Raw genomic sequence first — 25,389 nt, forward strand, 5'->3', positions numbered from 1 at the left:
GAATTCTGGGCGGCGAGCGATAGCCGGTTCCAGTGATGCCAGAACCTCTTGAACGGCCTGGTGGAACTCTGCCTGATATGGATCACGCTTCTTCACCTGATTGAAGACGGATTCGACCAGTGTTGACATTATCTGCACCTCGCTAACGGATCTGGCGAATGCACTGCGGTAACACCCGCCGGCCAGTGGCAGCCAGGCATTCCATTGCCACGTGTCAAGCCACTGCGGTTTGGGCTCGCTGCCGTTCCGATCCTGAGTGTAGCGGCATGTGGTCCCACGTACTATGCCCGGACCAGGAGGCCGGTGTTAGCCTGGTCGCAACAATTGGCCGCCTTTGGCCCAGCTAGGAGCTGTCGTGACCGAAATCCAGATTGCCACCGCTTCGTATTGGCGTTGCCGCGATGATGATGCACCTTCGCACCAGGCCACCCCGCCTGATCCCTGGCACCTGACCGCCGCCAGCGAAGAGGTGGCCGTGGAGGTGCCAACCCTTTCGCCCGGTAATAGCGCGCGCACTCGGTCGCTTGACGTCGAGGAAATCGCCACTGGCCGCTCGGTCGAGGCCGCCCGGGCCGCCATGGGGGTGGCCTTGGCCAGTGTTGAGGTCGGCCAGAACGGGCACCCCTACTACTCCTCGGCCGTGGCCGCCTACCCAGCTCAGCTGTGGCTGGTGGTACCGGATAAGCAGGGCCAATACACGGTCAACTGGATCGACCCGAAGAATCACGTCGCCCGGCGGGTGGGACACCCCTACACCCCGCAGGACATTGCCGACTGCTTCATGCCACGCCCCTACCTGCAGCAGTCCATCGACTACGGCGCCACTGTGGCGATTATCACCGTTGACCCCTACCCGATTTGTGCCCGCATGGGACAACGCGGCTGGGACTACGCCATGCTGGAAACCGGACAAATCCTCTGCCGCTTGGAGATGATCGCTTCGCAGGTCGGCTTGCGCACGCGCGCCATCGGCAGCTATGCCGAAGACAAGATGCAGAAGCTGACCGGCCAGATGCAACTGGTCCCAGCTGTGACTGTCTTGATGGCCTACGAGAACTAGCGCCAGGCGCCTCCTTGGCTGGTCCGATGACGGCGCTGGACTTCCAGCCGCAGCTCACCAACCCGTTTGGCCCGGCGGGCTTGGACTGGCGAGGCTCTCCGCAAGTGCAGATCGGCGAGAATCATCATGCAGATCGGCGAGAATCATCATGCAGATCGGCGAGAATCATCATGCAGATCGGCGAGAATCGCCGTGCAGATCGGCGAGAATCATCATGCAGATCGGCGAGATCAGGCCAATAGGACACCTGCCACCGTGGGGGCGGAATCTGGCCAAGCGGGTAGTGGGAAAACCCAAAATGTATTTGGCGGATACCGGTTTGGCCGCGCACCTGGCCGGGGTGACGAAAGCAATGCTGGGCGACGTGATGCAGCGGCCCAAACTGGGGGGCCTTTTGGAGAGCTTCGTAGCCTCTGAATTGGTCAAGCAAAGCGGCTGGACAGACACTCCGCATCGCCTTTTCCATTTTCGCGACTCCAGCGGTCGAGAGGTCGATCTAGTCGCAGAATTGTCCGATGGACGGGTCATTGGTATTGAGGTCAAGAGCTCGGCCGATTTGGCGCATTCAGATTTCAAAGGGCTGTCGTATCTAAGGGAGGTGTTGGGAGACCAGTTCGTCCATGGAATCGTCCTTTACACCGGCTTACGAGAGCTGCCATGGGGCGACAGGCTGCGGGCCTTGCCAGTCTCGGCCCTGTGGCAAGCGCCGTCATCGGCCGTCCGATGACGGCGTTGGACTTCCAGCCACAGCTCACCAACCCGTTTGATCCGAGTAGGCTAGACCCATCTCTAGCAGGCCCTGCCATTCGTCCCACATCCCAAGGTCAGGAGGCCCTCAAATGAAAAAGCCCGCATCATTTCTCGCCGCGATCGTCGCCCTCACTTTGGCTGTCTTCTCCCTGGCTGGCTGCAACACCAGCCCCAGCGTCGAAGAGGTGCTAGCGGACAACAACAATAACGCTCCAATCATCGACAAACTGCTCTCCGACACCGCCAGCAACATGAACAAAAACATGCCCATGAATGTTGACGCCGACACACGTCTGGACAACGTCTCGGCGCTGCCAAACAAGACCCTCAGGTACAACTTCACGCTGGTGAACACAGCCCGCGATGACCTTGATGCTGAGGGTCAAGCGCAGGTCGAGGACTACCTGAAGGGCCAAATCTTGGATGGCATCAAGGGCTCAAGCGACATGCAGGCGCTCAAAGACGCCGAGGTCACATTCGAGTACCTCTACAAATCAAGCGACTCAATCGAACTGTTCATATTCACGTTTGGTCCATCCGACTACAAGTAGACAGGCCCCGGTTGGTCGGCCAACGAAATCACCTATGTTTGACTTACTTCGCCGGCCGTTGGTGGACTACCTCAACTTATGGCGGCTTCCCGTTCACAGTGCGTCTCGAAGCCAACGGGCCGGCCATCTACGAGTATCTTCAGGGTCTAGCAGCCACGGTCATGATCAAGGATGTGATGGATCGCCGGCAAATCCGCGACGGCTCTGTGTTCGACAGCGTGATCGCTTTCCTGGCCGACAACATTGGCAACCTCACCTCCCCCAAAGCCATTGCCGATGCTTTGACCTCGGCCGGTCGAAAGACCAGCCAGGCCACCGTTGAGGGACACATTTCTGCGCTGGCCGAGGCGCACTCGCTGCATCCCGCGCCGCGCTACGACATCCGGGGCAAGCGCCTATTGAGTCGCGTTGAAAAGTACTACTTCGTTGACCCCGGCCTGAGAACAGCCTGGCTTGGCGGTATTGCCAGAGATCAAGGCCGCCTACTCGAAAACGTCGTCTTTCTTGAACTGCTGCGACGTGGCCTGCGCCCACGTGTTGGCGTGCTTGGCGCACAAGAGATTGACTTTGTCACCTCGTCGGCCACAGGCACGCAATACATCCAGGTGGCAGCCTCTGTTCGCGATCCAGCCACGCTGGCTCGCGAGTTGGCGTCACTGCAGGCCGCGCCCGGCCATTATCCGCGACTACTTCTGACCTTGGACCCGGGCCGGTTTGACCACGAAGGGATCACTCAGCGCAACGCGGCTGAATGGCTCCTCGAAACTCCGTGACACGGGCCCCAGGTGTCGTCATCTAGAGACGCCTGCTTTGCCTCGGCAGGCAGACACCGAACCGGCAAGGAATCCTATTCGGGCTGGTAGTACCCGCAGTAGTCGTTGGCATCTTTGTGCGTGTTCAGCTTGTTGCAGTACCAATTGCCCTTGTTGCTCGTGTCGTAGTGCGACAACGCGCAGTTCTTACAGCACTTTGGCATACCATTGGTGCTCACCTCCCTTCTTCCGGTTCTGTTAGTCCGAACCCTCAATTGACCCAAATGCCAGCGCACCCATCCACCCGGACGCATCGCCGCGGGCCAATTCATGAGGGCTGTCATGGGGTTGCGACCGCCTGGTGGTCCTGGTGCAAGAACCGACCAATCATGGCAAGCCAGCCGTGGCCACCAGTGGCAGTGCCCGCGATGGCGTACAAGTCACTGGCTATTCGGTGGGCCGCCCGTAGGCTGAGACTGGATCGAAATTGGTGTGGGCGAAAAGCCGGCCTTTTCGATGGCCTCGGCCATGGCTACGATTTCCGAAGTCCGGCGCCCAAATGTTTGGGCTATTGCATACAGCTCATCTGCTGTGAACGCCCGGCGCCCGCTGAGCAAGCGCCACAGGACTGTACGGTCAAGGGAAACGCGCTGAGCCAAGGTTGGGGTGGTCATTTGATGCTGCGCCATGAGCAACCTCACCACCGCGCCAATAGCAGCAGAGTGAGGGCCCGCCGCCCTGGGTTGCATACGCAAAACCCTATCCTATGCGCTCTGTTGCAAATGCAACAACGACGTTGCTAGAATCGAAACTGTGTCATCAAAACCCCGAACACCAGGCCCCGCGACCCGCGCCCTTGGCTGGGCAATCGGCGAGCAACTCAGGCAGCGGGGCATGACCCAGTCGCGCTTGGCGGAGCTCTCTGGCATTCCGGACCCGACCCTCAGCCAAATAGTCAACGGGAGGCGAGCCATCGACGCCGAGCAGGTGAACAGAATCGCCAAAGCCCTGAAGAGACGGCCTTCGTACTTGTGGCAACAGGCCGAACGCCGCCTGGCTGACGAAGAAGACCTGCCATAGGCCCGCCAGCCAGGGGGACGATCAACGCCCACCGCCACGAAAGGTCTGTTGTCCGGATTGATTGTGCCACCCACATTTACCCCCTAAACACCCACAGCCACAGTGCTGGACTACACCACGGCCCATTTCACCTGCTGCCTAAGCTAGCAGCGGGGTACGACACACTCGATCCGATTGCAGAACACCGGATAGATTCGTTGCAGAACACCGGATTGGTGCACCGGGCCGGAGAGCCCTGGCGAGAGCAGTCGGACCGCGAGCTGCCTGGCCGAGCCTTGGTTTTCCCACACGATGCCGGTACTTACACGCATCAAATGTATGTATTTACACCCATAATGTAGGCTATTGACTATGAGTGACCCAGCAGGTGGTTGGAGCGGTACTAGTCTTCCGCGCGCCATTGAGCAGTATTTGGAACCGGACCAGTCAGTCAAGGTCAAGGTTCTGGAAGGTGCGCTGGCCGCGGGCAAGACCACCGTTGCCTGGCGGCTCGTCGAAGCTGGGGCCTATGACGAGTTGATCGATTTGGCAAATCCCAACACACTGGCCCGGGCACGGGAGGACATCCGGTTCTTCGTTGAAAACCTGGGGCGGCGCGCAGTGGTTGATGAAGCTCAGCTCTTAGGTGACGAACTCAGCCTGGCAGTCAAAGACGTGGTAGACCGCCCGGGGTCAGAAAGACGGTTTCTGCTGACCGGCTCGGCCCGGATCGGCAGGACCGGGCTTGGGGGCGCGGATCCTCTGGCTGGACGGGTGGAGCGCTGGACGCTTGACCCGTTTTCCGCCTGCGAAGTGCGCGGCGACCCCGAGGCACTGACCAGCATGATTGACGGCCTATTTGGGGAAGTACCCTCCACAAACTCAGGTCGATCCTGGGACACAAAGCTCCCCTCCGACTGGATGAAGACTGGCGGCATGCCACCTTGGTCACTTGGCTCGCTGGCCGACGCGCGTCGCCAGAAACTTGCCGGCGACTGGCGCGACGGCGTACTAACCGAGCATGTTTTGCCCGGTGAAGGCCGCTGGGACCTGGCGGTGGCCCGCACCGTGCTAGACGGGCTGCTGCGCGGCGCGGCCACCAATCTAAACGTGACGTCGATGGCAGAACGCCTTGACCTGGACCCACGAACAGCCAACCGCTACATAGACGTTCTGGAACGACGTTTCCAAGTCAGGTTCCTACCCAACCTGAGTCTGGGCCCAGCCAGACAAACCAGGCGAAACGCCAAGGTTCATCCCGTCGACCTGAGTTTGGTCCGCCAGTCTCTGGCCAAGGCCAACCCTGAGGGCCTGAATCAGCCAGAAACCATTGGCCGATTGTTCGAGACATGGGTGGTCAACCAGGCCCTGGCAGGCAGGCCATTTGCCAAGCAGCCGACAGAGGCCTACTCGTGGCGGACTAGCCGCGGTAGCCACGAAGTGGACTTGGTCCTGGTGTCCAGTGACGGACGCCGGGTTGGTTTGGAAGCTAAGTCCTCGACCACAATCCACCCTGCGGACTCGAGAGGCCTGCGGGCTCTAGAGGCCGAACCTGGGGGCCTGCACGCCGGGTATGTGGTCTACCCGGGAAGCGCTCTGATCCGCCTGGGCGAACGCATTTGGGCGTTGCCAGTGCAGGCGTTTCTCGAAGGCTGGACCAGCCCGGCCCAACCCATCTCGACTCCAGCTAGTGACAGGAGACCCGTCAAAATGACCCACGCTGGAAAGGAGGCGCCAGACCCGCCGGCAGCCAGCCTGTTTGTCTCCTATGTGCACGAGGACGACGCCTACCTGGACAAGGCCATCACTGACTTTGCCGCCGACTTGGCAGAGGCCTACCACTTCGCCTATGGGCGGCGCCTCGATGTTTTCACAGACCTTGCGCTGCGGTGGGGCGAGGACTGGCAAAAACGACTCGACCAAGAGGTCGAGCAGACTGCGTTTTTCTTGGCCAACGTCACGCCCAGATACCTTGGAAGCCCTCAATGCCGCGACGAGATCGTCAAGTTCGATGCCGCCGCCACCAAAGCCGGCGAACCTCGGCTGGTACTCCCGGTCTTTTGGCAGCCAGTGGAAGGACTGGCGGCAGCCGACCCGCAGGACCCCGTCTACCGTTTGGTGACCACGGCGCAGTACCAGGTGGCGACGGACTTGCCCAGTCTCCAACGAGGCTCAGCGACGTACCGACAGCGAACCGAGGAACTTGCCGCGCGCCTTCACGACACGATTGCCGCCCGGGAGCGGAGTGGTCCGGCCGCCCCACCCAGCGCCGGCCCGCCGGTGGAGGCACCGGATTTTTTTGACGCGGTGGAGCAGCTGGAACCGGCCGCCGGCGAATTCGCTGAGGCACTGGAGGAGGTCCTGGGCTCGGTTGGCCTGGTGTTCGATGACCTTGGTGCCGGCGGGCCAAACGCCGCAGTAGTCTCCAGGCACCGGACTCGGTTGGACCCGGCCGTGAAGCGACTGAATCACGCCAAAACCAACCTGGTGTCCGTCTGGAACGCAGTGGCGGATCCCTTGCGGGGACTCACCGGAAACCGACAAACCAGGTCACAACTCAACATCGAAGCCCTGAGGACACAACTCCTGTCCTTGGCCTCCGTGGACCTACCCGAGCTGAGCCAGATCGTCGACCCGCTCCAAGGCATAAGCAAACTCTCGCGCCAGCTGCGCCCGTCAATGCAGGCAATCATCAATGCAATTCGCGCCATCGACGCTATTCGCACGCAAGCCCAGGCCTGGGCGGATGAGCTCTGACGATGCCACGAGCGTTGGCAGCGGGGTATGACACGCTCGATCCGATTGCAGAACACCGGATGGATTCGTTGCAGAACGCCGGATAGAAGCAACTCCGTGTAGCGACCGTTCGCCGCTCAGGGCACTGTCAGTAGACGGGGCCTTGCTGCAATCTGTTGAATAGAACTCCTGTAATCTGTTGAATAGAACTCCTGCTAACTGTACAGTAGGGTCATGGACTACCAGCCCAGAGCCGTAGATGGCCTTCTCTCTGAGATGGTGAGAGGTTTGCCCGCAATCTCGGTCGAAGGGGCCAAGGGGGTCGGCAAGACAGCCACCGCTGAGCGACTGGCTGCGTCGTGTGTGCAGCTGGATCGTGCCGGCCACCGAAGCAATGTTGCCGCAGACCCACAGATCGTCGCTTCCCACGCACCGCCTGTGCTGATCGACGAATGGCAGCTTGTCCCAGAAGTCTGGGATGTGGTCCGCCGTGAGGTTGACCGCGACCGCGCCCCAGGGCAGTTCATCCTGACCGGCTCGGCAACTCCGTCCCCAAGGGCAAAGATCCATTCAGGTGCCGGGCGAATTGTCCGGCTGGTCATGCGCCCCATGACCCTGCCGGAGCGGGGCATCAGTAGTCCAGCCGTATCTTTGACAGGTCTTCTCACTGGGTCTGACCCAGTTGGCAGACACACCACGGACGTTAGTCTGACGGACTACGCACGCGAGATAATCGCATCTGGGCTCCCTGGCATACGGCAGGACCCACCATCGCTGAGGCACCGCCAACTGGACTCGTACATTGACAACGCCTTGGAGCGTGACATCCCCGAGTTGGGCGTTGCCGTGCGTCGGCCAAGGGCCCTCAGGGCTTGGCTCGCCGCGTTCGCGGCCGCCACCGGCACGACCGCCAACTACACCACAATCCTCAACGCTGCAACGCCGGGGCAGGGCGACAAGTTGTCCCGGCAAACATCGGCGGCGTACCGCGAACTGCTCGAACGCATTCGCCTGCTCGAACCACTACCAGCGTGGATTCCCGCCTTCAACCCACTGAGCCGCCTTGGCCAAGCACCAAAACACCACTTGGTCGACCCAGCGCTGGCCGCGCGCTTGCTGGGAGCTACAGAGAAGTCACTGCTTGACGACACCGCGGCAGGGGCGAACCTTCGTTTAGGTTCGCTACTAGGCGCTCTGTTCGAATCGTTGGCGGTGATGACTGTGCGAGTGTTTGCAGAATTGGCCGGAGCACGGGTGTCACACCTGCGAACCGGAAACGGCGACCACGAGATCGACCTGATAGTAGAGCGCGACGACCACCGTGTTTTGGCCATTGAAATCAAACTATCCTCGTCGGTCGGCAACCACGACACGAAGCACCTGAACTGGCTCGAGTCAAAAATCGGTGACAGGCTGGTCGACAAGGTTGTGATCAACACCGGTCCCTTCGCCCACCGCCTGCCCGGTGGCGCGGCAGTGGTACCCCTAGCTCTGCTCGGGCCATGACGAGCTACCAGCCGACGTCGATAAGGACTCTCGCCCCGTAGTAACCTCCACCCCTGGCCGGGTAGAGGTACAAGTTGCCCAGAGAGTCCCGGGCGGCGACATCGGCCAGGCCGTCGCCGTTCAGGTCCGTTCCTGCCGCCAGGTAGTAACCCTGCCAACCGTGGCCCACCTGGATCCTCGGGGCGAAGGTGCCATTGCCCTTGCCGGCATACATGAACAGGTTCCCGCCGGCATCAACCGCCAAGATATCGGCCCGGCGATCCTTGTTTACGTCCCCGGCGGCATAAGAATTGAAGCCCTTCCAACCTTGGCCCACCTTCGGATAGGGGGGCTTGAACCCGCCTTTGCCGTTTCCGGCATAAAGGTGCATGTCACCAGTGGCTTCCTTGATCACCAGGAGGTCAACTGTGCCGTCCCCATTTAGATCGCCTGCCGGGATCACATGGTGGCCACCCCAGCCCTGGCCAATCTGCACGCCGTTGGAGATGCCGCCTTTTCCGTTGCCTCGGTAGAGGAACATCTTCCCGTTCCTAGTATCGACCGCCAACAGGTCGTTCCGGCCGTCTTTGTCCCAGTCGCCTGGCGCAAAGATGCTCATGTCGCCCCAGCCAGTACCAAGGCGGGTTCGCGGCCACAATGACCCGCTGGCCGATGCTGGATACCGCCACAGAACACCAGCTTGATCAACCGCCAAGACATCACCATGCTTACCGCCAGCCAAGGAGGGCGACAACACGATCTGAGCCATCCCCTTGGACGGCGAAGGCGAAGGCGACGGCGACGGTGATGGTGAAGGCGACGGCGACGGTGGCGCGGGGCTTGGTGATGGGGGCGGTGGCTTGGGCGCCGGGGCCGGGCCGCCGGTTAGCTTCAAATAGCCCACACCACCGGCACCCCTGACCTGCACCGGCACGGTGCTGGTAGTTTCGCTGGCATTGCCCAGCTGGCCAAACCAATTCCCGCCCCAGGCCCAAACCGATCCGTCTTGCCTCAGCGCCAGGTTGTGGGCGCTGCCGGCCGAAATGGCGGTAATACCGTTGAGGCCATCAACCGGCACTGGGGCGCTTTTTGCCGTGGTGGTGCCGTCACCCAGTTCGCCTTGCTGGTTGGCGCCCCAGGCCCAGATCCGGCCGTCTGACTTCAGGGCGACGGTGTGATGCTGCCCGCCGGAAATGGCTCTAACCGCGCTGAGACCCTTCGCCGCAACTGGCTTGGCGTTGTGCGCCGTGGTGCCATCACCCAGCTGGCCAAATTCGTTCCCACCCCAGGACCAGACCGTGCCGTCAGCCTTGAGGGCGGCTGAATGCCAGTCCCCGGCCTTGACCATTTCGACCTGGCTGAGGCCCTGTACCTGGATTGGCGCACTGTAAATGGTCTGATTGGTACCGCCACCCAACTGGCCATCATTGTTGAAACCCCAGGCCCAGACGGTGCCATCGGCCGCCCGCGCCACCGTGTGTTGGTTGCCAGCCTTGATGGCCTTGACCGCGCCAAGTCCTTTCACCTGAACCGGCACCAAGCGGTCAGCTGAGGTCATGTCACCCAACTGACCGTGGTAGTTGCGACCCCAAGTCCAGGCAGTGCCGTCATGTTTCAAGGCCACGGCATGCGAACCCCCGGCCGCTATGGCCGCCACGTTGGTCAGGCTCTTGACCTGCACCGGCACGCTGCGATCGACTGTGGTGCCGTCTCCAAGCTGACCGGAGGCGTTGTAGCCCCAGGACCAGACCGTGCCGTCGTTCCTCAGCGCCACCGTCCAGGCGACTCCCGCCGCCACGGCGGTAACGTTCTGAAGGCTCTTGACCGGCACCGGCACGCTGCTGGCGGCAGTGGTGCCGTTACCAAGCTGACCGAAGGAGTTGCCGCCCCAGGTCAAGACCGTGCCATCGGCTTGCAGCACCACGGCGTGGTTGGCGCCGGCCGCAATCATCGGCGTGGCTGTTATGGCCGCAGCAGCTGGCGCCGCAGCCAGGCCGCCCAAAGCCAGGCTGGCGGCGGCTAGGAGTGAAAACAAGACAAGTGGTCGGGTGGGTCTCATGGCGTACTAGCGCTTTCTGATCGGCTTTGAGGTCGAGCCGGTGGTGTGCCGAAGTCAGCTGGGGGTGCGCACCGCCTGGAATGCACCCAACAATAAGCAGACCGTGTCCGCCGCACCGCGCAATTGGGGCCCCTGGTCAAAATGCGGACGCCCGGTCGACCTCCGGATCAGGCTGTGGTGTTACTCCGCGAGATCCTGAACCAAAGCTGGGATCAGTTTGACCAGGGCATTCCAAATCAGATCGTCATCGACGTGGTCGTAGTGATGGGCCACCAGGTTTCGCATCCTGGCTATGTTCCGCCAGGCGATTTGCGGGTGCCGGTCTTTGAACTCTTCCGGCAGCCTCTCAGTCACAGTGGCCACCTTGATCAGAATCCGTTCACCGGCGTTGCGCAACAGGGAGCCCTCTGGGGAATCGGCGGCAAAGGCCGCGCGGCCCGGGGCGGTGACATAGGCGGCTTGCTCGGCGAAAGTGGTCAGGTCACCAAGCAAGTGTGCGACTTTCTCGGGACTGGTCACAGTGGCACGGCCTCGTGACGGATGGACTGCACAAAACGACTGGATGATCCCATCGAGACGACATCAACCGACACTGCCAGCAGCGAGCTTAGTTCTTCCTCCAGTGCTAGAAGATCTGTTATGTCGGCGTTCTGATCGAACTCGACCATGACGTCAAGATCGGAATCCCAACTGTCGGTTCCTTTGGCCACCGACCCAAAGACGTATCCGGCCTTGCCCCGGTGGCGGGTGATCAGCTCGAGAACCTTTGGTCGCATGGACGCCAACATCACCGAGGGAGGCACCCTGAGATGCTGCTCGACCGCCGCCTCCACCGCCGCAGTGGGTTGCCTCCTGCCCGACTCGATGGCTGACAATTGAGGCTGCTTCACGCCAGAGCGTTCAGCCAGGTCGCGCTGGGACAGGCCCAACAGGCCGCGCCGGGTTCGCATGGCATGGGCGGTCAGTGGCATGCACTCATGATAACAAGTGTGTTATCGCCATGCTGGCCCGCAACAATCGCGCTTTGGGCGTCAAGGGACCGGCCGGTTCGGATCGAGGTGAACGGTTGAATGACTGGCCCTGAGCGTTTGCCCAGTTGGGCAGAAATGACAGTGATTGAAATGTTCATGTCGATCTGCACTTCAACCACCCTGGCGCCTAGGCCGTAATGAACGCAGCGGCCAGGTTGGCGTAAGTGCGGGCGGCCACCTCGACCTGGTCCAGAGGCACAAACTCATCCGGTCGGTGGGCCTGGAGCAGGTCGCCTGGACCATAGACAGCCCCCGAAATACCGGCCGCAGCCAGCATCTCCACCTCGCAATAGGCCCTGAAGATCATGGTTTCTGGCGCCACGCCGGCGGCCCCGAGGTGGGCCCGCTCCAAAGCCGTCACAGTCTCAGAGGACGGCTCAGCCTGCCACGGCCTAAAGAACTGGTTGCAGACCAAATCGCCATCCAACCCGCGGGCGGCCAGCACCTCGGCAAACAGCCCCCGCAGCTGGTCGATCACAGCCTCGATGTCCTCGCCCGGCAGCACCTGGCGATCAAAGTCCAGCCGGCAGGAGTCTGGCACCAAAGTGACACCGGTACCACCTTGGATGACACCAAGGTTCAGGCTCGGATCGACCGGGAAACCCAGCTCTTGCCCTAGGCCACGCAGGGATCGCCGGTAGTCCTCTAGCGCTCACACCACCTGGTTCATCCCGCCGATGGCGTTGTCCCCCAGCTCGGCCATACCGGTGTGGGCCGTGCGCCCGCGCACCCAGGCAGTGAACTCGGCCGCCCCCTGGATGGCCCTGGCCACCCCCAGCGAGGTCGGCTCACCGACATAAGCTCTGGTGCACTGGGCCAGCGCGCCGTTATCCAGCAGCGCCCTGGTGCCCTTGAACCAGACTTCCTCATCAATTACGGCGGCCAGCATTAGACCACGGCGACGCGGCGGCCCCACTTGAGCCACGGCATCGGCCGCGGCCACCATTGCCGCCAGCCCGCCTTTCATATCGCAAGCCCCGCGCCCATAAAGACGGCCGTCCACCACCTCGCCACCCAGCGGGTCAACGCTCCATAAGCCCAGGTCACCAACCGTAACCGTATCCAGATGAGCGTGCAAAAGCAGAGTCTCGGGGCTGTCGCCAGCCAAGCGGCCAATCACGTTGGGCCGGCCCGGTTCAACCTCCGCCAGTTCCACTTCCATACCGCAGGCAGCCAGTCTCTCAGCCACCAGCCGGGCGGCGGCCTCTTCGTTGCCGGGCGGGTTTTGCGAATCAGCCCTGACCAGGTCACGCAGGAAGTCATTCATGGCTTTGACATTGACCTTAGCTCCAGGGCCGGGTTCAGTCACTTTGGCCGATGCCGGTGCCCTGGCCTTTAGCTTTTCGCTGCCCAAGACGACTTGACCGGTTCCGCGAATGGTCTTGGTCAAATGGCGGGTTAGCTCCAAAAAGCGCGGCTGGGTCTGCATTTCGACCCGTCTGGGCCGAGGCAGATCGACTACCACCTCAGTGTGGATGCGGCCGGGGCGGGGTGTCATGGTGACAACCCGGTCAGAAATGAAGGTGGCTTCCTCGATGTCGTGTGTGACGAACAGCACGGTCAGCCGGTGGGCCTCCCAGATTTGCGTCAACAGCTCCTGCATTTCCTGGCGGGTGATGGCATCGAGCGCACCAAAGGGCTCATCCATTAGCAGGATCTTGGGCCGGTATGACAACGAGCGGGCCAAGGCCACCCTTTGTTGCATGCCGCCTGACAACTGCGCCGGATAGGCCTGCTCAAAGCCAGTCAGCTTGACCAGATTCAGCAGCTCGGTGGCTCGGGCGCGGCGTTCGGCCGGAGTAATCGGTTCGGCCCGAAGGGCGAATTCGACGTTATTCACTGCGTTGAGCCAGGGCAGCAGGGTGGCCTGTTGGAAGACCACGCCCCGGTCGCGGCCCGGCGCTGTTACCGGCTGGCCGTCGACCAGCACCTCGCCTTCGGTTGGCTCGTCTAGGCCAGCAATAATCGAAAGCAGGGTCGACTTGCCGCAGCCAGAGACCCCAACCAGGGAGACGAACTCGTTTTGGCCCAGATCTAGATCCACATCGACCAAGGCGGTTAGATCGCCAAAACGCTTGGACAAGCCTCGGATCACAACTTTGGGCGCAGTTGACATCAGCGGGCCTTTTGGTAGCTGAACAGCGCCCGGCCCAGCGCCCGCATGCCCTGGTCAAAGAGCAGCCCCAACAGGCCAAGTACCAGCAGGTAGCCAAAAATGGTGTCGGTGGCGAAGTATCTCTTGGCAACTGTCAAGCGGTAACCCAGCCCGCCGGTGGCCGCAACCAGCTCTGCTACCACCAGCCAGGTCCAAGCCCAGCCCAGGGTCATTCTCAAAGCGTCGTAGATACGCGGCCAGGCGGCCGGGAAAACGATCCGGAGCAGGATTTGGGCGCGGTTCATACCCAGTGTCTCGCCCAGGTGGACCATGGGCTGGGGCACTTGCCGAACCGCGTCTGCCACCATTAGCGCCTGCTGGAAAAATGTGCCCATCCAGATCAGCAGGAACTTGGCCGCGTCGCCGGTGCCAACCCAGATGACCGTCAAGGTGACAAAAGCCACCACCGGCATATAGCGGATAAAGTCGAAGAGCGGCTCCAAGGCCGCCTCGACCCTGGCGGAAACCCCCATCAGCGGCCCTATCACCAACGCCATGGCCGAGGCAATCAGATAGGCCACGGTGATGCGGTAAACCGACAAGCCAATGTCGCTCCAGAGCGTGCCGTTGGCCGCCAGCTCACCTAGCCGGCGGAAAACGGAGCTCAGCGGTGGCAGGAAGATCTTGTCAACCAGGCCGGCCGCGGTCACCAACCACCACACCCCCAGCAGGGCGGCGAATGTGCTCAGCGCGATTACAAGGTATTGGCGCCTCGAAATGCGTTGGCGCACTCGCGCCCGCCGGGGTGACAACTGACTACCGGTTAGGGCAGGAAGCTGGCGTCGATAATGGTCGCCGGTTCAACACTGCCGTCAAGCAAGCCGGCCTTGACGGCCGCCTCCTGGACCGCCGGCATAATCAGCTGGAGGTAGTCGCCGGTCAACAGCTGGGTGTTGGCGTTCAGGTCGAAGAACTCCACCCCATCGAAAGCCGTGGTCAGGTCTTCAGGGTTCTCTCCCACGCCATCGGCAATAATGGCCCGGCCCGCCTCAGGATTGGCGTTGTAGAAATCGAGCGCCTGCCCCCATGATTTGATCAAGGCAGTGACGGCCTCGGGGTTTTCCGCGATGAAAGCGTCAGAGACCATCAACACATCAGAAATCAGCCCCTCTTTGACGCCGGCTTCGTAAAGCACCTGGACGCCGTTGCCTTGGGACATGGCCTCGGTGATATACGGCTCGTAGGTGACGGCAGCCGGTACCCGTCCGGCCATCAGGGCGTTGCCAGCGTCGGCCGCACCCAGCGGCACCTTGGTGACATCGTCAATGGTCATACCAGCCTCTAGTAAGGCGTAGTTGAGCAGCAGATCAGAGGTGGCACCTTCCTCATAGGCCACCTGTTGGCCCTTCAGCCCGGCGACGGAAGTGATCGAACCGTCGGTCAAAATGGCGTCTGCCGAGGTCGAGGCGTCCAACAGCAGCACAATCTTGGCTTCGACACCTTGCTCGGCCATGAGCAGAGCACCGTGGGAGGCGACGTTCAGGCCGTCGACTTTGCCAGCGGCCAGGGCGGCCAGCATGTCGGCATCAGCTTCGAAGTCAATCAGGTCGACCTCAAGGTTGTTTTCGGCGAAATAGCCCTGGTCCTGGGCGATGTACCAGGCGCCGTAACCCAGCCACGGCTGGATGGCGATGGAGACTTTGATTGGGGATCCGCCCTGGGCGTTGTCCGTTGCCTTGGTGTTGTCATTGGTCGAATCAGAAGAACAGCCAGCCAAGGCCAGCATTAACAATGCGGCAGCGGCGGTGAGTCGAGCGGTCTTAAGCATTTTGCCATGGCCTTTCGGGGGGCTAAACGTGCTCCATCACGCTACCGGATGGCCTTGGCCGCCGTCATTGGCAAAAGGTCTGCTAAGGGGCTGGCTAACGCCCTGACTAGTAGCGACTACTCACCGACCCGGCGGCTGGCCTCATTGGGTGCCAAACCAACCGAACCGCTGGTGCTTGGCCGGGAGCACTAGCCGGCACTGGGTGTCAGGCCCATCCAGCCTGTCGGTGGTTGCGGCGAGGGCTCGGCGTCTTGGTCGGTGAAAGGCTGGGCATTACCGAGCCACCGCCTCAACTCCGGTCCGTGGATCAGCCGGTAAGGGAAAGCGGCGGTCCGGGTGCGGCGTTCGAGGCCGCCGATGTCGCACCGGCCGCCAACCACTATGACGTTGCCAAAGCGCCGGCCCCTTATGACCGCCGGTTCTGTGCCCACCACCACTTGGTCAAAGGCGCTGAGCACACCGGCCACCAGTCGCTTGGCGTAGTCCAGGGGGGCGTGGTCGGTTAGGTTCATGACCATGGTGCCGCCAGGGCGCAGGACCCGTTTGTTGTCTTCAAACCACTGACAGGTGCCCAACTCAGCCGGCACCTGGGCGCCGTCAAAGGCGTCTGTTACCACGACATCGGCGTAGTTGTCGCGCAACGCTGACATGCCTGCCCGGCCGTCCTGCGGGCGCACCTTGATGCCACTGCGGCGCGGCAGTGGCGCTACCTGGCGCACTGCCTGGGTCAAGGCAGCATCAGGCTCAAGGACAATTTGGGCCGAGGTGGGACGGGTGTGGGCAATGTGGCGGGCAATGGTCATACCAGCGCCGCCAACGTGGATGGCGCAAATGCGCCGGCCCGGCTTGAAGGAAGCATCTATGACGTCGACGATCCTCTGGACGTAGAAGAACTCCAGGTAGGTCGGGTCGGCCGGGTCGACAAAGGATTGATCTGCCCCATCGCTCTGCACGGTCCAGGCCCCCGGCCGGTCCCTACTGGCCACTAGGCGCGGATCGTGTTCCACGCCAACACCCTATTTCAAGGCCACTGATACCGGTGACTCGGACCAGGCCCGGCCGGCAGCGGCGGCGGGGGCCTACCTACGTCTGCCCGGGTTGGCCTACAGCTGGACCACAGGCACCACGCCAGCGACGGCGGCGAAGTCGTCGACATTGCGAGTGGCCACGGTCAGGCCGTTGGCCAGGGCTGTGGCGGCAATCATCATGTCCATGCGGCGGGCGCGGTTCAGGCCACGTCCACCTCGCTGCGCGGCGACACAAAGCGCTCTGTAGGCCGGCAGTTCGGCCGCTCCAAACGGTAAGCCCTGGCCCAAGGCGGCCTGGACCGCGGCTAGCTGAATCACCGCTGCGGCCGCCACCATTGGGTTTGACGAAAACTCCCCTTCCATCAGCTCGGCGTAGCACAGGGTGGAAGTGAATAGCTCGATCTGGCCGGCATTCGGTCCCAGCAGCGCAAAGTCTGGCTCTTCGATCAGCAGGTTGGTGTCGAGCAGAAGCCTGATCATTCGCCCACCAAACCCATGGTGTCACGTCCGGCCTCTAGGTTTGCCAGCAAAAGCCGGCGGGCGTCATCGGCCAAACTGCCTTGCCATAGTTCGCTGGCGAGTCCGGGCGCAAGAATCACCGGACTGGCCGCAGCCTGTCCGGTGGACCTGCTCAAGGTGACACCTGTGTCGCGTCCTTGCACGGTTACTCGGTACTCCGCCTGCCCTTGTTCTACCGCCCGGACCAGGCGGGACGCGTGCTGCTGGAGCTCTCGAATGCCAATGCTGGTAGTCATGCGTCAAATGTAGCGCTTGAGCGGTAGATGGTCGTTGGCGGGATGGCCGTTGCCGCGTGAATCTGGCAGCGGTCGTTGTCACACCACGCCCTCCCACCGGCGATTGCGCGATGTGGGAGGATCGAGCCATGACCATCCCGCGGACAATTGGCCTGATTGGCGGCATGACCTACCACTCCACTGTCGACTACTACAAGGGCATCAATGACGGCGTGGCCGCCGCTCTGGGCGGGCATCACTCGGCCCGGGTGGTGCTGTCGTCTGTCGACTTCGAGGACGTCCGGGCATTTCAGGACGCCGGTGACTGGGACGGCGCCGGCCGGTTCCTGGCCAGCGAGGCAACAAAACTGGTCCAGGCCGGGGCCCAGGCGGTGGCGATCTGCACCAACTTGATGCACAAAGCTGCGCCCATCGTCGAGGACAGCGTTGACGTGCCGCTGATCCACATTGCCGATTCTGTGGCCGCTGAGGCCAAGCGACGCGGTTTGCGGACCCTGGGGGTAATGGGCGCCAAGTGGACCATGCGTGATCGGTTCTACTCTGATCGCCTGGCGACTCAAGGCCTAGCCTGCACCCAGGCCGGGGACGAGGATATCGAGTTGACCAACCAGATCATCTTTGAGGATCTGACTTTTGGGATTGTCCGGGAGGAATCGCGCCAAGCGCTGCTGGGCGTGGCGGCGCGACTAGCCCAGGCCGGGGCCGATGCCGTAGTGCTGGCCTGCACCGAGCTTCCGTTGGCCTTGCAGGACGGCGACGGCACGGTGCCGCTGCTGGATTCCACCAAATGCCACGTCAACGCCCTATTGGACTTCATTCTTGCCAGTGATCCGAGCGACGATGCCTAGCTGCCCCGGGGTTGGCTCCAACCGGAACGGGTGGCCAAACCTAAGCCCAGGTCGAACGCTCTGCCGCTAGCTCCGGTACATCAGCGGCGGGGCTGCTCCCAGCGGACGCCGGGGAAATGGCGGAAATCAGAATCGAATGTGATCACGGTGGCCTTGTGCTCACGGGCGATGGCCGCGAGGTGGGCGTCGTTGACCAGATCCGGGGACGCACTGGTCGCTGCCAGCATCTCCCGCAGGAAATCGGCGTGGCGGGAGCCAGCTTCAAGCACATGGGCTGAAGGCGCACCAAGCCAAGCGTCGACGAACTCCAGGGCGCCAGCCCGGGTCAGAGCCGGGTCGGCGACCCTAGGGTTAGTCGCCAGCCTGACGAAGCCGACCAGTGCAAACCAGGCGAAACCCACCGGCTCTCCCCTGGTCAGAGCCGCGTCGAGCCAGCCACGCGCGTCGGAATGATGCCGCGAGCCAGCGAAAGCGGCGTAGACCAGGACGTTGGTGTCGACCAGCTTCATGTGCCGGCACGCATCCTGTCCAGCTGGGCCTCGTCTTCAAGTGCACCAGCCAAGGCGTTCGCTTTGGTGACGTCCACCAGCAGGGTCGCCTTGGCCGTGGGCGACCGGAAGACGTAGTCGACCCGTCCTGGCGCCCCGTCTCGGATGGCGTCATTGAGCGCCTGCTTAAACGAGACACCCTTGGCTGCCATTCGCTCGCGAATAACCTGCTCCGTGTCGGGATCGAGGGTCACCGTTGTGCGCATGGCGCCATCATAGCATCACTGTTGATGCCTTGCTGCCATTCCAGCGCTAGAACAGGCGCTGATCCGAGCTGCTGTCTGTTGAGCCCGCTACGATAACTCTGGCCTCGGCCATGAGGTCAGGGTACGGATCGGCCAGGGGCTGACGGGCCGTCCGGAGATCGTCCTTTGCCTTTGCCAATGCGATTCCGGCCGTGTAGTAGCGGCCTTTGGTCTGCCCGTGGGCCACGAGCAGACCGAGATCAGATAGACGGGCCAGGTCGCGACTGGCTTGGCGGTCATCTACTTCGACGTGTGACACATAACGGGGTCTGGTGACCCGGAAACCCAACCACGCGTCGAAGAGGACGTCGCCAACTCTTGCGGGCAGGTTGTGGGCCAACATCAGACCATCAATGACTGCCCACTGTCGATTGGCCTCGTCGAATCGCCGCCTGACCGTTTGCGCCTGCATGTGGTGTGCCCGCAGATTGAAGCTCGTCCAAAGCCTGGCACTCCGTTCCGGATGCCAGGCCCCGGCCCCTGTGGCGGCCAGGACCGCGTAGTAGTCGCCCGTGTTCGCGCCCAGCCATTCCTCGATGCTCGAAAAAGGCGGTTCCAGTACATGGTCCATGGCCAACACAAGCGTCTGGAGTGCTCTGCCCATCCGTCCGTTGCCGTCTCGGAACGGGTGAATCATCACCAAGTTCAGGTGCGCCAGAGCTGCGGTGACCATGGGCGGTGACTTGCTCGCGTTGACCTGATCGACGAGTGCGGCCATCAGCTTTGGCACCAGCCTCGCATCAGGCCCCGCGTACGACACGCTGCCATCCTCCCTGGTGACGTAGATTGGGCCAGTTCGATAGTTGCCGGGGTTTTTGCTCAGGTCATGCTCCAGCAACATGAAGTGCATTGACCGGACAACTCCGTCGTCAAATGTGAACCCGGCACCCGTGCCCACATTGAGCACGTAGGTCAGCATGCGCCGGTATCCCAGAATCTCCGCCCAAGTGCGTTCATCTGCGGTGAGGGCCGCCTCCTGATCCACGGCGGCAACCGCGTCACCCTCGCTCACCACGTAGCCTTCAATACTGTTGGAACCTCGGATCGCTTTTGCCTGGGCTGATCGCCGCATGCTGCCCTGCCAGCGGCGCGGTGCCCTAAGGACCTGCGACAGCTCAAGACGCATTTGGTCGATTTCGGCGATCACAGCCTCGTCGTGCGCGCCCAGCCGGGGTGGTGTGAATACGCTGGCCATAACCCGTCCCTGCCTGAATGTCCTAATGATTAGGACACATGGTACCCTTCCCTGTCTCTATGTCCTAATCATTCGGACACGCTCCCGCCGGACTGCTCCGTGGCAAGCAGAGGAAGGACAGACGGCGGGTAACCGGCCGGGTGACCATGTAGGTCAGATCTGTGTGTCGCCTGGTTTGACATCCGCGATTGGCTGGCGCGAGGTGGCGCATGAGAGTCACATGGAAAGAAAAATGGCCTCTAACCTGGTGGGCGTAACTGGGATCGAACCAGTGACCTCTTCCGTGTGAAGGAAGCGCGCTCCCTCTGCGCCATACGCCCTCGGCACTGCGGCGAAAACCGATCCTAGCCCAGTCAGGGCGCCGCCACCAACCAAAGGCCTGGCAATTGGCACCGGGCGATGTGGGGTACCTAAGCTTCTTGGGCAGACGCGCCCACGTCGATGGCCCGGCGCGACACGGCTAACCGGTGGACAGCGGGGTTCGTCTCCACAAGCCGGCTGGCGGCCAAGCGACATCGGCCCGGCGACCGCGATTGGAACACGTCGAAGTAGCGCTGCCGCCGCTGCCAGCCGTTGGACCGGCGGGCACCCGATGGGGTATTCTCGGTGGTCGCGTGTGGGCATGGCTCACAGCACGCGGACGTGGCTCAGTTGGTAGAGCATAACCTTGCCAAGGTTAGGGTCGCGGGTTCGAATCCCGTCGTCCGCTCGACACTAACCTTGTACGGTGGAGTGGCCGAGAGGCGAGGCAGCGGCCTGCAAAGCCGTATACGCGGGTTCGAATCCCGTCTCCACCTCACAAGGGCCATTGGCGCAGGGGGAGCGCGCTTCCTTGACACGGAAGAGGTCGCTGGTTCGAATCCAGCATGGCCCACAACGAGGAAGGCCGAGCGCCAACGAGCTTGCTCGATTGGCCGAGGCCGACGAAGTTGTTGACGAGGTCCGTAGGACCGAGGAGCACCAAACCGGCTTGCCCTGTACGCACGCCCAGGTCACCTCTCGACCTAGGCCCCGGACGGCGCCTTGTTACGCCGTGCCTTGTGGAAATCCCACCGGAGGGTGGCTGCACCAAGCGTCGCAGAAAGAATGGTGGCGATGAGGATGCCAAGCTTTGCAGCGGCGATTCGCTCCACATCGGTGAAGGAGAGTTCGGTGATGAGCAGCGAAACGGTGAATCCTATACCGGTGAGGAACCCGATTGGAAGGAGATCGCGCAAACCGACCCCGTTCGACAGCCGAAGCGGCGTGATGCGGGTCATCAGCGCGGTGGTGCCCAAGACCCCCACGACCTTGCCGACTACAAGCCCCATCACGACGGCGACTAGCACCGGTTGGCTAAGAATGCCGGCTGGGCTGCTGCGGTCGACCAGCCTTACTCCCGCAGAAAAGAACGCGAAGACCGGAAGCGCGATCACTGAAGACAACGGTCGAATGGCCTTGTCGAAACGGTGGGTGCGTGGCCACGATTCGCCGTAGATCGCCCGGGCGGGCACGGTGAAACCGAGCAGCACGCCGGCGATCGTGGCATGGACACCAGAAGCATGCATTGCCCCCCACGCGACCAGAGCGACCGGCACAAATAGCCACCAGTGAGGGCTACGAAGGCGGACAAGTAGACCGAACACGACGACGGCGACCAAGGCAACGGCCAGGGCAAATAGGTCAACGTTCGAGGTGTAGAAGACAGTGATCACGATGACTGCCAAAAAGTCATCGACCACGGCAAGAGTCAGCAGAAACGCCCGCAGTGCATGAGGCAGTCCGCGTCCAAACATCGCCAGCACGGCGAGCGCGAATGCTACGTCTGTGGCAGTGGGAATGGCCCATCCGTGCAACGCGCCAGGATTACCGAGCCCCACCACTAGGGCGGTGAACACTACAGCCGGCAGAATCATGCCTCCGACGGCCGCCAACACCGGCACGGCCGCCTCCTTCGGCCGGCGCAGGCTACCTGCTACCAGTTCGTGCTTGAGTTCGACGCCAACGACGAAGAAAAACACCGCCAGCATGCCCTCGACGGCCCAGGAAGACAGCGGCAACGCCAAACCCCATTTTGTTGGGCCGAGGACCGCACCGGACAATGCCTCATAGGTCTCCCACCAAGGTGAATTCGCCCAAACCAGCCCCGCTGCCGCGGCGGCAAACATTAGTGCCCCGCTCGTGGTTTCCCGAGTTAGCCAGTCACGCGCCGACCCGGCAGCTAATAGCAGCTTTGTCAAAACGAGCCTTTCCCAGTCGCGATCACACCCACCGCATGAGGATGCGCGCCGACCAGACTTCCCGGCTCACCGCCAACGAGTCTACGGGACTTGGCGGAATCCGGTGGGGGCGGGCCGTCTCAAGTGGCTCCAACGATGACTTCAGCTAAGGCCTCCGGCTTTGACCACATGGGCCAATGGCCGGTCGGCAAGTCGACATAGTGCGCATCGGTGAGGTCGGCCAGGGCAGCAAACATGCCCGCACCGGTGGCCATTTGGCGAACGGCCGGGCTGGGGATTGAACAGCAGATGATGGTCGCTGGTACCCGGTTCCGGGCTGGGTTGTTGAGCCTAATGGCCTCGCGCAGCGGTCCGGCCGGGTGGGGCACCGCCCGGGCCCGGAAACGTCCGCGCGCCTCATCGTCGAGCCCTGCCAGGCTTGCACCGTTGGCTTCGAGCTGCGCCCAGCTGGGCAACGGCACCTCAACTGTTTTCTGGTCAAGGTCCGGGCGGGCGACAGTCCCATCAGCAACGGGGCCGCTGTCAACGTAGACGACTCGACTCACTGTGTCAGGGGCCTGGTCAAGAACGGCAGTGGCCAGCCCGCCCGCGCCGCTGTGCGCGACAACCACGACCGGGCCGGCCGCGCCACCGATGACGTCAACCATTGCTGAGACATGGTCGACCAAGCCAATGCCGTCCCGCCGGGTCTCGGGTGACTCGAGGCCCGGCAGGGTCACCGCCACCGTTGACAAGCCGGCCTGCGACAGGTATTCCGCCACCTCGTCCCAAGCCCAGCCGCCCAACCAGTGGCCAGGAACGAGGACCACCAAAGGAGAGTTCTTCATATTCATGAGCTCTACTATGCACCCGTCATATGTCACCCCTATGTCACCAATTCAGATACGATTTCGCTTGTGAACCGCACGGACCGGCTCTACGCGCTGCGTGAAGAATTGCGCCGGGCCGGGGCGAGCGGCCGCAGCGCGGCTCGACTGGCAGAGCAATTTGAAGTCTCCGTCCGCACAATCAAACGCGACATCTCGGCTTTGCAGCACGGTGGTTTTCCGGTGTGGGCCAGGCCCGGACCCAGCGGAGGTTACGTCGTTGACGCTTCGGCCACCTTGCCGCCGGTCAACATCACCGCCACTGAGGCCTCGGCCCTAGCCGCCGCGCTGGCGGTCTGCCGGGGCCAGCCCTTCGCTCGACACGGCGCCACGGCCATGACCAAGCTGCTAGCCGTCATGGACAAAAGCACCCGGGCCCAGGCCAGGCGGCTGTCCAACCGAATCTGGATCAACGACACTGGCCAAGCCCTCGACTCGGCCGTACTTGGCCGGATTGAGCAGGCCCTGCAGGAAGGCCGCGTACTCAATTTGAGCTATTTGGACGCGGACCAACAACTCACCTTTCGCCGAGTTGACCCACAGCTGCTGGCCTGTTCGGCTGGAGACTGGTACCTCGTGGCATACTGCCGGCTACGTGGGCAGATCCGCCGGTTCCGGATCGACCGCATCAAACAAGCCACCCTCACCTCTGAAGTCGCTACCGAAATCCCCCTAGACGCCATCGGCCAGCCACCGGCATCAGCACGCCCTGTCACCCGCCAATAAGACTGCAGCTGCCCCAAGGCATACATGCGGTCGGTTGCGCAGACGGTGGGTATTCTGGGCGGCGTGGGACGGCTAGAGGATATGACGCTGGAGCAGCTGTGGCAGTTGTTCCCCATCCAGCTCCGACCGCATAATCCCGCCTACGCCAGCTGGTTCGCTGAGGAGGCCGCCAGTTTGCAGGCCTTACTAGTCGACAGCGCCGAGCGCATTAGCCATATTGGCTCGACCGCAGTGCCAGGCTTGGTGGCCAAACCAATCGTTGACATTCTGCTTGAGTTGGCGCCCGATGCCGAACTCGACGCTACCGTGGCGGCCCTAGTTGGAGAGGGCTGGCTGGTTATGTCCAAGGCCGGTGGCAATGACTTCCGGGTCGATCTAAACAAGGGCTACACGGCGCAAGGGTTCGCCGATCGGGTGTTCCACCTGCATCTGGTTCCACCAGGCGACCACGACGAACTCTACTTCCGTCATTGGCTGCGCCAAAACCCGCCAGCCTGCGCCAAATATGAAGCCCTCAAGCGTGACCTGCTGGCCAGCTTCGAGCACAACCGTGACGCCTACACCGCCGCCAAAACCGATTTCATCAGGTCCATCACCGAACAAGCCCGCCAGTCCGGCCTGCCATAGATCGGTGTCACGCTGACCAGGGTCGGCATAGCAAAACCGCTTGCCGTTACTACTCGACTACTAGCCCCGCCGGGCTCGTGGCGCGACTGAAGAGGATGGGCAGGGGCCACTTTTCGTTATACGATATTGATGTGACGGAAACAGAAACGATCGGCGGCCGGCCGGTCACGGAAAAGCAAATCGCCGAGTGGGCAGCCGAGGCAGAGGCGGGCTACGACGTGGCCGCGCTGAAAAGGCGTGGACGGGGCCGTCCGGGGCGCGGGGCCGAACCATCGCAGGTCGTGGCGCTGCGCCTTACCTTGACGGAGTTGGCCGATCTTGACGGACGGGCCCGGCGTGAAGGAAAAAGCCGTTCGGAAGTCATCCGCGAGGCGCTGGTGGCCTCGGCCACGTGAAGGTTCACGATTCGGCGCTGCGCCACGGGATCGGCGTGGAGGACGCGATCCAAGCGGCTGTCTTTTCATTGTGGGTCGAGGACCTCGACGGGGATAGACCCTCCCGCCAGTTGCGGCTTGGTTTCGACACCCGCGGTCGCCTCCTAGAGACGGTGGTGCTCGTATTTGACAGCGGCAACCAGTTGGTTATTCACGCCATGAAGGCACGACCCCAAATGATCGACCTCCTCCCCTAGTTGCTGTGGAGCCACCCGCTACCAACGACGCGTGAGGTTGTCGCCGTTTGCCGGACAGTTTCCTGTTTCGCTGTGCGGCCAGCGGATGGCAAGGTGACCTCCACAACCCAGGCAACCGGCATCGGGCAGAAACCGGGAAGCGGCCAGCCCCTATTGCCGAATTAGCTCCGCAACTTGGAAAGCCATTTCGAGGGACTGTTGGTGATTGAGCCGGGGGTCAACCAGCGTCTCGTAGCGGCGCGAAAGTCCCTGGTCGTCAATCCTCTCCGAACCGCCTAGAACCTCGGTGACATCA

The 25,389-nt window shown here is 62.3% G+C and carries 29 protein-coding genes and 4 tRNA genes; 16 read left to right on the forward strand and 17 right to left on the reverse strand.

Annotated elements, in window-relative coordinates; translation table 11 throughout:
• The first annotated feature begins 355 nt into the window (after positions 1 to 355).
• From FWD29_07380 to FWD29_07410, 7 genes are all read left to right on the forward strand, one after another.
• A complete protein-coding gene (locus FWD29_07380; protein ID MCL2803755.1) occupies positions 356 to 1,060 on the forward strand; it encodes a hypothetical protein in 705 nt (234 codons plus the stop codon).
• 214 nt (positions 1,061 to 1,274) lie between these two features.
• Positions 1,275 to 1,787, forward strand: coding sequence for a DUF4143 domain-containing protein (locus FWD29_07385; GenBank protein MCL2803756.1), 513 nt, complete (start codon positions 1,275 to 1,277; stop codon positions 1,785 to 1,787).
• A 112-nt stretch (positions 1,788 to 1,899) separates the two neighbouring features.
• A complete protein-coding gene (locus FWD29_07390) occupies positions 1,900 to 2,361 on the forward strand; it encodes a hypothetical protein (GenBank protein MCL2803757.1) in 462 nt (153 codons plus the stop codon).
• 38 nt (positions 2,362 to 2,399) lie between these two features.
• Positions 2,400 to 3,134 (forward strand): DUF4143 domain-containing protein, encoded by a 735-nt coding sequence (locus FWD29_07395; protein MCL2803758.1) that lies wholly within the window; start codon positions 2,400 to 2,402, stop codon positions 3,132 to 3,134.
• Between the two features lie 873 nt (positions 3,135 to 4,007).
• A complete protein-coding gene (locus FWD29_07400; GenBank protein MCL2803759.1) occupies positions 4,008 to 4,193 on the forward strand; it encodes a helix-turn-helix domain-containing protein in 186 nt (61 codons plus the stop codon).
• 351 nt (positions 4,194 to 4,544) lie between these two features.
• Positions 4,545 to 6,929 carry a DUF4143 domain-containing protein gene (locus FWD29_07405; GenBank protein ID MCL2803760.1) on the forward strand — a complete coding sequence of 795 codons (2,385 nt, stop codon included), beginning with the start codon at positions 4,545 to 4,547 and terminating at the stop codon, positions 6,927 to 6,929.
• A gap of 213 nt (positions 6,930 to 7,142) precedes the next feature.
• Positions 7,143 to 8,414 (forward strand): DUF4143 domain-containing protein, encoded by a 1,272-nt coding sequence (locus FWD29_07410; GenBank protein MCL2803761.1) that lies wholly within the window; start codon positions 7,143 to 7,145, stop codon positions 8,412 to 8,414.
• Positions 8,415 to 8,418: 4 nt separating this feature from the next.
• On the opposite strand, the gene FWD29_07415 is transcribed toward FWD29_07410, so the two are convergent.
• The 7 genes from FWD29_07415 to FWD29_07445 all read right to left on the reverse strand — a co-directional run bounded on the left by FWD29_07415 (position 8,419) and on the right by FWD29_07445 (position 15,406).
• Positions 8,419 to 10,452 carry an FG-GAP-like repeat-containing protein gene (locus FWD29_07415; protein MCL2803762.1) on the reverse strand — a complete coding sequence of 678 codons (2,034 nt, stop codon included), beginning with the start codon at positions 10,450 to 10,452 and terminating at the stop codon, positions 8,419 to 8,421.
• 180 nt (positions 10,453 to 10,632) lie between these two features.
• Positions 10,633 to 10,971 carry a DUF86 domain-containing protein gene (locus tag FWD29_07420; protein MCL2803763.1) on the reverse strand — a complete coding sequence of 113 codons (339 nt, stop codon included), beginning with the start codon at positions 10,969 to 10,971 and terminating at the stop codon, positions 10,633 to 10,635.
• Positions 10,968 to 11,423, reverse strand: coding sequence for a helix-turn-helix domain-containing protein (locus FWD29_07425; GenBank protein MCL2803764.1), 456 nt, complete (start codon positions 11,421 to 11,423; stop codon positions 10,968 to 10,970). The genes FWD29_07420 and FWD29_07425 overlap by 4 nt, the downstream gene beginning before the upstream one ends.
• Positions 11,424 to 11,610: 187 nt before the next feature.
• Positions 11,611 to 12,024, reverse strand: coding sequence for a M20/M25/M40 family metallo-hydrolase (locus FWD29_07430; protein MCL2803765.1), 414 nt, complete (start codon positions 12,022 to 12,024; stop codon positions 11,611 to 11,613).
• Positions 12,025 to 12,135: 111 nt separating this feature from the next.
• A complete protein-coding gene (locus FWD29_07435; GenBank protein MCL2803766.1) occupies positions 12,136 to 13,599 on the reverse strand; it encodes a M20/M25/M40 family metallo-hydrolase in 1,464 nt (487 codons plus the stop codon).
• Positions 13,599 to 14,369, reverse strand: a complete 771-nt coding sequence (locus tag FWD29_07440; GenBank protein ID MCL2803767.1) for an ABC transporter permease — start codon at positions 14,367 to 14,369, stop codon at positions 13,599 to 13,601. Before FWD29_07440 ends, FWD29_07435 begins: the two co-directional genes overlap by 1 nt.
• 32 nt (positions 14,370 to 14,401) lie before the next feature.
• Entirely contained in the window at positions 14,402 to 15,406 is a 1,005-nt protein-coding gene (locus tag FWD29_07445; GenBank protein MCL2803768.1) for an aliphatic sulfonate ABC transporter substrate-binding protein, read from the reverse strand.
• Between the two features lie 6 nt (positions 15,407 to 15,412).
• Here FWD29_07445 and FWD29_07450 point away from each other — a divergent pair, with 6 nt between their 5' ends.
• A complete protein-coding gene (locus tag FWD29_07450) occupies positions 15,413 to 15,598 on the forward strand; it encodes a hypothetical protein (protein MCL2803769.1) in 186 nt (61 codons plus the stop codon).
• Here FWD29_07450 and FWD29_07455 read toward each other — a convergent pair.
• From FWD29_07455 to FWD29_07465, 3 genes are all read right to left on the reverse strand, one after another.
• Positions 15,595 to 16,413 carry a fused MFS/spermidine synthase gene (locus tag FWD29_07455; protein MCL2803770.1) on the reverse strand — a complete coding sequence of 273 codons (819 nt, stop codon included), beginning with the start codon at positions 16,411 to 16,413 and terminating at the stop codon, positions 15,595 to 15,597. The genes FWD29_07450 and FWD29_07455 overlap by 4 nt on opposite strands.
• A gap of 96 nt (positions 16,414 to 16,509) precedes the next feature.
• Entirely contained in the window at positions 16,510 to 16,914 is a 405-nt protein-coding gene (locus FWD29_07460) for a hypothetical protein (protein ID MCL2803771.1), read from the reverse strand.
• The gene (locus tag FWD29_07465; protein MCL2803772.1) at positions 16,911 to 17,189 is read right to left on the reverse strand and encodes a type II toxin-antitoxin system prevent-host-death family antitoxin; all 279 of its coding nucleotides are present in this window, start codon (positions 17,187 to 17,189) and stop codon (positions 16,911 to 16,913) included. Before FWD29_07465 ends, FWD29_07460 begins: the two co-directional genes overlap by 4 nt.
• A gap of 128 nt (positions 17,190 to 17,317) precedes the next feature.
• Here FWD29_07465 and FWD29_07470 point away from each other — a divergent pair, with 128 nt between their 5' ends.
• A complete protein-coding gene (locus FWD29_07470; GenBank protein MCL2803773.1) occupies positions 17,318 to 18,037 on the forward strand; it encodes an amino acid racemase in 720 nt (239 codons plus the stop codon).
• 80 nt (positions 18,038 to 18,117) lie between these two features.
• Here FWD29_07470 and FWD29_07475 read toward each other — a convergent pair whose 3' ends face one another.
• From FWD29_07475 to FWD29_07490, 4 genes are all read right to left on the reverse strand, one after another.
• Positions 18,118 to 18,546, reverse strand: coding sequence for a PIN domain-containing protein (locus FWD29_07475; protein ID MCL2803774.1), 429 nt, complete (start codon positions 18,544 to 18,546; stop codon positions 18,118 to 18,120).
• Entirely contained in the window at positions 18,543 to 18,791 is a 249-nt protein-coding gene (locus FWD29_07480) for an antitoxin (GenBank protein ID MCL2803775.1), read from the reverse strand. Before FWD29_07480 ends, FWD29_07475 begins: the two co-directional genes overlap by 4 nt.
• A 46-nt stretch (positions 18,792 to 18,837) precedes the next feature.
• Positions 18,838 to 20,025 carry a Fic family protein gene (locus FWD29_07485; GenBank protein ID MCL2803776.1) on the reverse strand — a complete coding sequence of 396 codons (1,188 nt, stop codon included), beginning with the start codon at positions 20,023 to 20,025 and terminating at the stop codon, positions 18,838 to 18,840.
• A gap of 245 nt (positions 20,026 to 20,270) precedes the next feature.
• Positions 20,271 to 20,345: transfer RNA gene (locus FWD29_07490), tRNA-Val, on the reverse strand.
• A gap of 316 nt (positions 20,346 to 20,661) precedes the next feature.
• Here FWD29_07490 and FWD29_07495 point away from each other — a divergent pair.
• From FWD29_07495 to FWD29_07505, 3 genes are all read left to right on the forward strand, one after another.
• Positions 20,662 to 20,734: transfer RNA gene (locus FWD29_07495), tRNA-Gly, on the forward strand.
• Positions 20,735 to 20,751: 17 nt separating this feature from the next.
• Positions 20,752 to 20,822 (forward strand) — tRNA-Cys (locus FWD29_07500).
• A gap of 5 nt (positions 20,823 to 20,827) precedes the next feature.
• Positions 20,828 to 20,899 (forward strand) — tRNA-Val (locus tag FWD29_07505).
• Between the two features lie 130 nt (positions 20,900 to 21,029).
• On the opposite strand, the gene nhaA is transcribed toward FWD29_07505, so the two are convergent.
• On the reverse strand, positions 21,030 to 22,244 hold the full coding sequence (gene nhaA, locus FWD29_07510) for a Na+/H+ antiporter NhaA (GenBank protein MCL2803777.1): 1,215 nt from the start codon (positions 22,242 to 22,244) through the stop codon (positions 21,030 to 21,032).
• Positions 22,245 to 22,363: 119 nt separating this feature from the next.
• Positions 22,364 to 23,071, reverse strand: coding sequence for an alpha/beta hydrolase (locus FWD29_07515; GenBank protein MCL2803778.1), 708 nt, complete (start codon positions 23,069 to 23,071; stop codon positions 22,364 to 22,366).
• Between the two features lie 69 nt (positions 23,072 to 23,140).
• Between FWD29_07515 and FWD29_07520 the strand changes: the two genes are divergently transcribed.
• From FWD29_07520 to FWD29_07535, 4 genes are all read left to right on the forward strand, one after another.
• Positions 23,141 to 23,836 (forward strand): WYL domain-containing protein, encoded by a 696-nt coding sequence (locus FWD29_07520; protein MCL2803779.1) that lies wholly within the window; start codon positions 23,141 to 23,143, stop codon positions 23,834 to 23,836.
• A 63-nt stretch (positions 23,837 to 23,899) separates the two neighbouring features.
• Complete coding sequence (locus tag FWD29_07525; GenBank protein MCL2803780.1) at positions 23,900 to 24,463, forward strand: GrpB family protein; 564 nt, start codon at positions 23,900 to 23,902, stop codon at positions 24,461 to 24,463.
• 131 nt (positions 24,464 to 24,594) lie between these two features.
• Positions 24,595 to 24,858, forward strand: a complete 264-nt coding sequence (locus FWD29_07530) for a ribbon-helix-helix protein, CopG family (GenBank protein ID MCL2803781.1) — start codon at positions 24,595 to 24,597, stop codon at positions 24,856 to 24,858.
• Positions 24,855 to 25,094: a toxin gene (locus tag FWD29_07535; GenBank protein ID MCL2803782.1), complete on the forward strand. Its 240-nt coding sequence runs from the start codon at positions 24,855 to 24,857 to the stop codon at positions 25,092 to 25,094. The genes FWD29_07530 and FWD29_07535 overlap by 4 nt, the downstream gene beginning before the upstream one ends.
• Positions 25,095 to 25,244: 150 nt before the next feature.
• Here FWD29_07535 and FWD29_07540 read toward each other — a convergent pair.
• On the reverse strand, positions 25,245 to 25,389 hold a 145-nt coding region (locus tag FWD29_07540), incomplete at its 5' end, for a 3-deoxy-7-phosphoheptulonate synthase (protein ID MCL2803783.1).

This window comes from Micrococcales bacterium, from assembly GCA_009784895.1.
Classification (GTDB): Bacteria; Actinomycetota; Actinomycetes; order Actinomycetales; family WQXJ01; genus WQXJ01.

Excerpts from the sequence above, each read along its gene's own strand:
- FWD29_07445 (MCL2803768.1), bottom strand. The coding sequence starts at position 15,406 with ATGCTTAAGACCGCTCGACTCACCGCCGCTGCCGCATTGTTAATGCTG.
- FWD29_07425 (MCL2803764.1), bottom strand. The coding sequence starts at position 11,423 with ATGCCACTGACCGCCCATGCCATGCGAACCCGGCGCGGCCTGTTGGGC.
- FWD29_07405 (MCL2803760.1), top strand. The coding sequence starts at position 4,545 with ATGAGTGACCCAGCAGGTGGTTGGAGCGGTACTAGTCTTCCGCGCGCC.
- FWD29_07475 (MCL2803774.1), bottom strand. The coding sequence starts at position 18,546 with ATGAAGCTGGTCGACACCAACGTCCTGGTCTACGCCGCTTTCGCTGGC.
- FWD29_07410 (MCL2803761.1), top strand. The coding sequence starts at position 7,143 with ATGGACTACCAGCCCAGAGCCGTAGATGGCCTTCTCTCTGAGATGGTG.
- FWD29_07515 (MCL2803778.1), bottom strand. The coding sequence starts at position 23,071 with ATGAAGAACTCTCCTTTGGTGGTCCTCGTTCCTGGCCACTGGTTGGGC.
- FWD29_07470 (MCL2803773.1), top strand. The coding sequence starts at position 17,318 with ATGACCATCCCGCGGACAATTGGCCTGATTGGCGGCATGACCTACCAC.
- FWD29_07390 (MCL2803757.1), top strand. The coding sequence starts at position 1,900 with ATGAAAAAGCCCGCATCATTTCTCGCCGCGATCGTCGCCCTCACTTTG.
- FWD29_07465 (MCL2803772.1), bottom strand. The coding sequence starts at position 17,189 with ATGACTACCAGCATTGGCATTCGAGAGCTCCAGCAGCACGCGTCCCGC.
- FWD29_07435 (MCL2803766.1), bottom strand. The coding sequence starts at position 13,599 with ATGTCAACTGCGCCCAAAGTTGTGATCCGAGGCTTGTCCAAGCGTTTT.
- FWD29_07415 (MCL2803762.1), bottom strand. The coding sequence starts at position 10,452 with ATGAGACCCACCCGACCACTTGTCTTGTTTTCACTCCTAGCCGCCGCC.
- FWD29_07485 (MCL2803776.1), bottom strand. The coding sequence starts at position 20,025 with ATGGCCAGCGTATTCACACCACCCCGGCTGGGCGCGCACGACGAGGCT.
- FWD29_07480 (MCL2803775.1), bottom strand. The coding sequence starts at position 18,791 with ATGCGCACAACGGTGACCCTCGATCCCGACACGGAGCAGGTTATTCGC.
- FWD29_07400 (MCL2803759.1), top strand. The coding sequence starts at position 4,008 with ATGACCCAGTCGCGCTTGGCGGAGCTCTCTGGCATTCCGGACCCGACC.
- FWD29_07450 (MCL2803769.1), top strand. The coding sequence starts at position 15,413 with ATGGCCTTTCGGGGGGCTAAACGTGCTCCATCACGCTACCGGATGGCC.
- FWD29_07460 (MCL2803771.1), bottom strand. The coding sequence starts at position 16,914 with ATGATCAGGCTTCTGCTCGACACCAACCTGCTGATCGAAGAGCCAGAC.
- FWD29_07385 (MCL2803756.1), top strand. The coding sequence starts at position 1,275 with ATGCAGATCGGCGAGATCAGGCCAATAGGACACCTGCCACCGTGGGGG.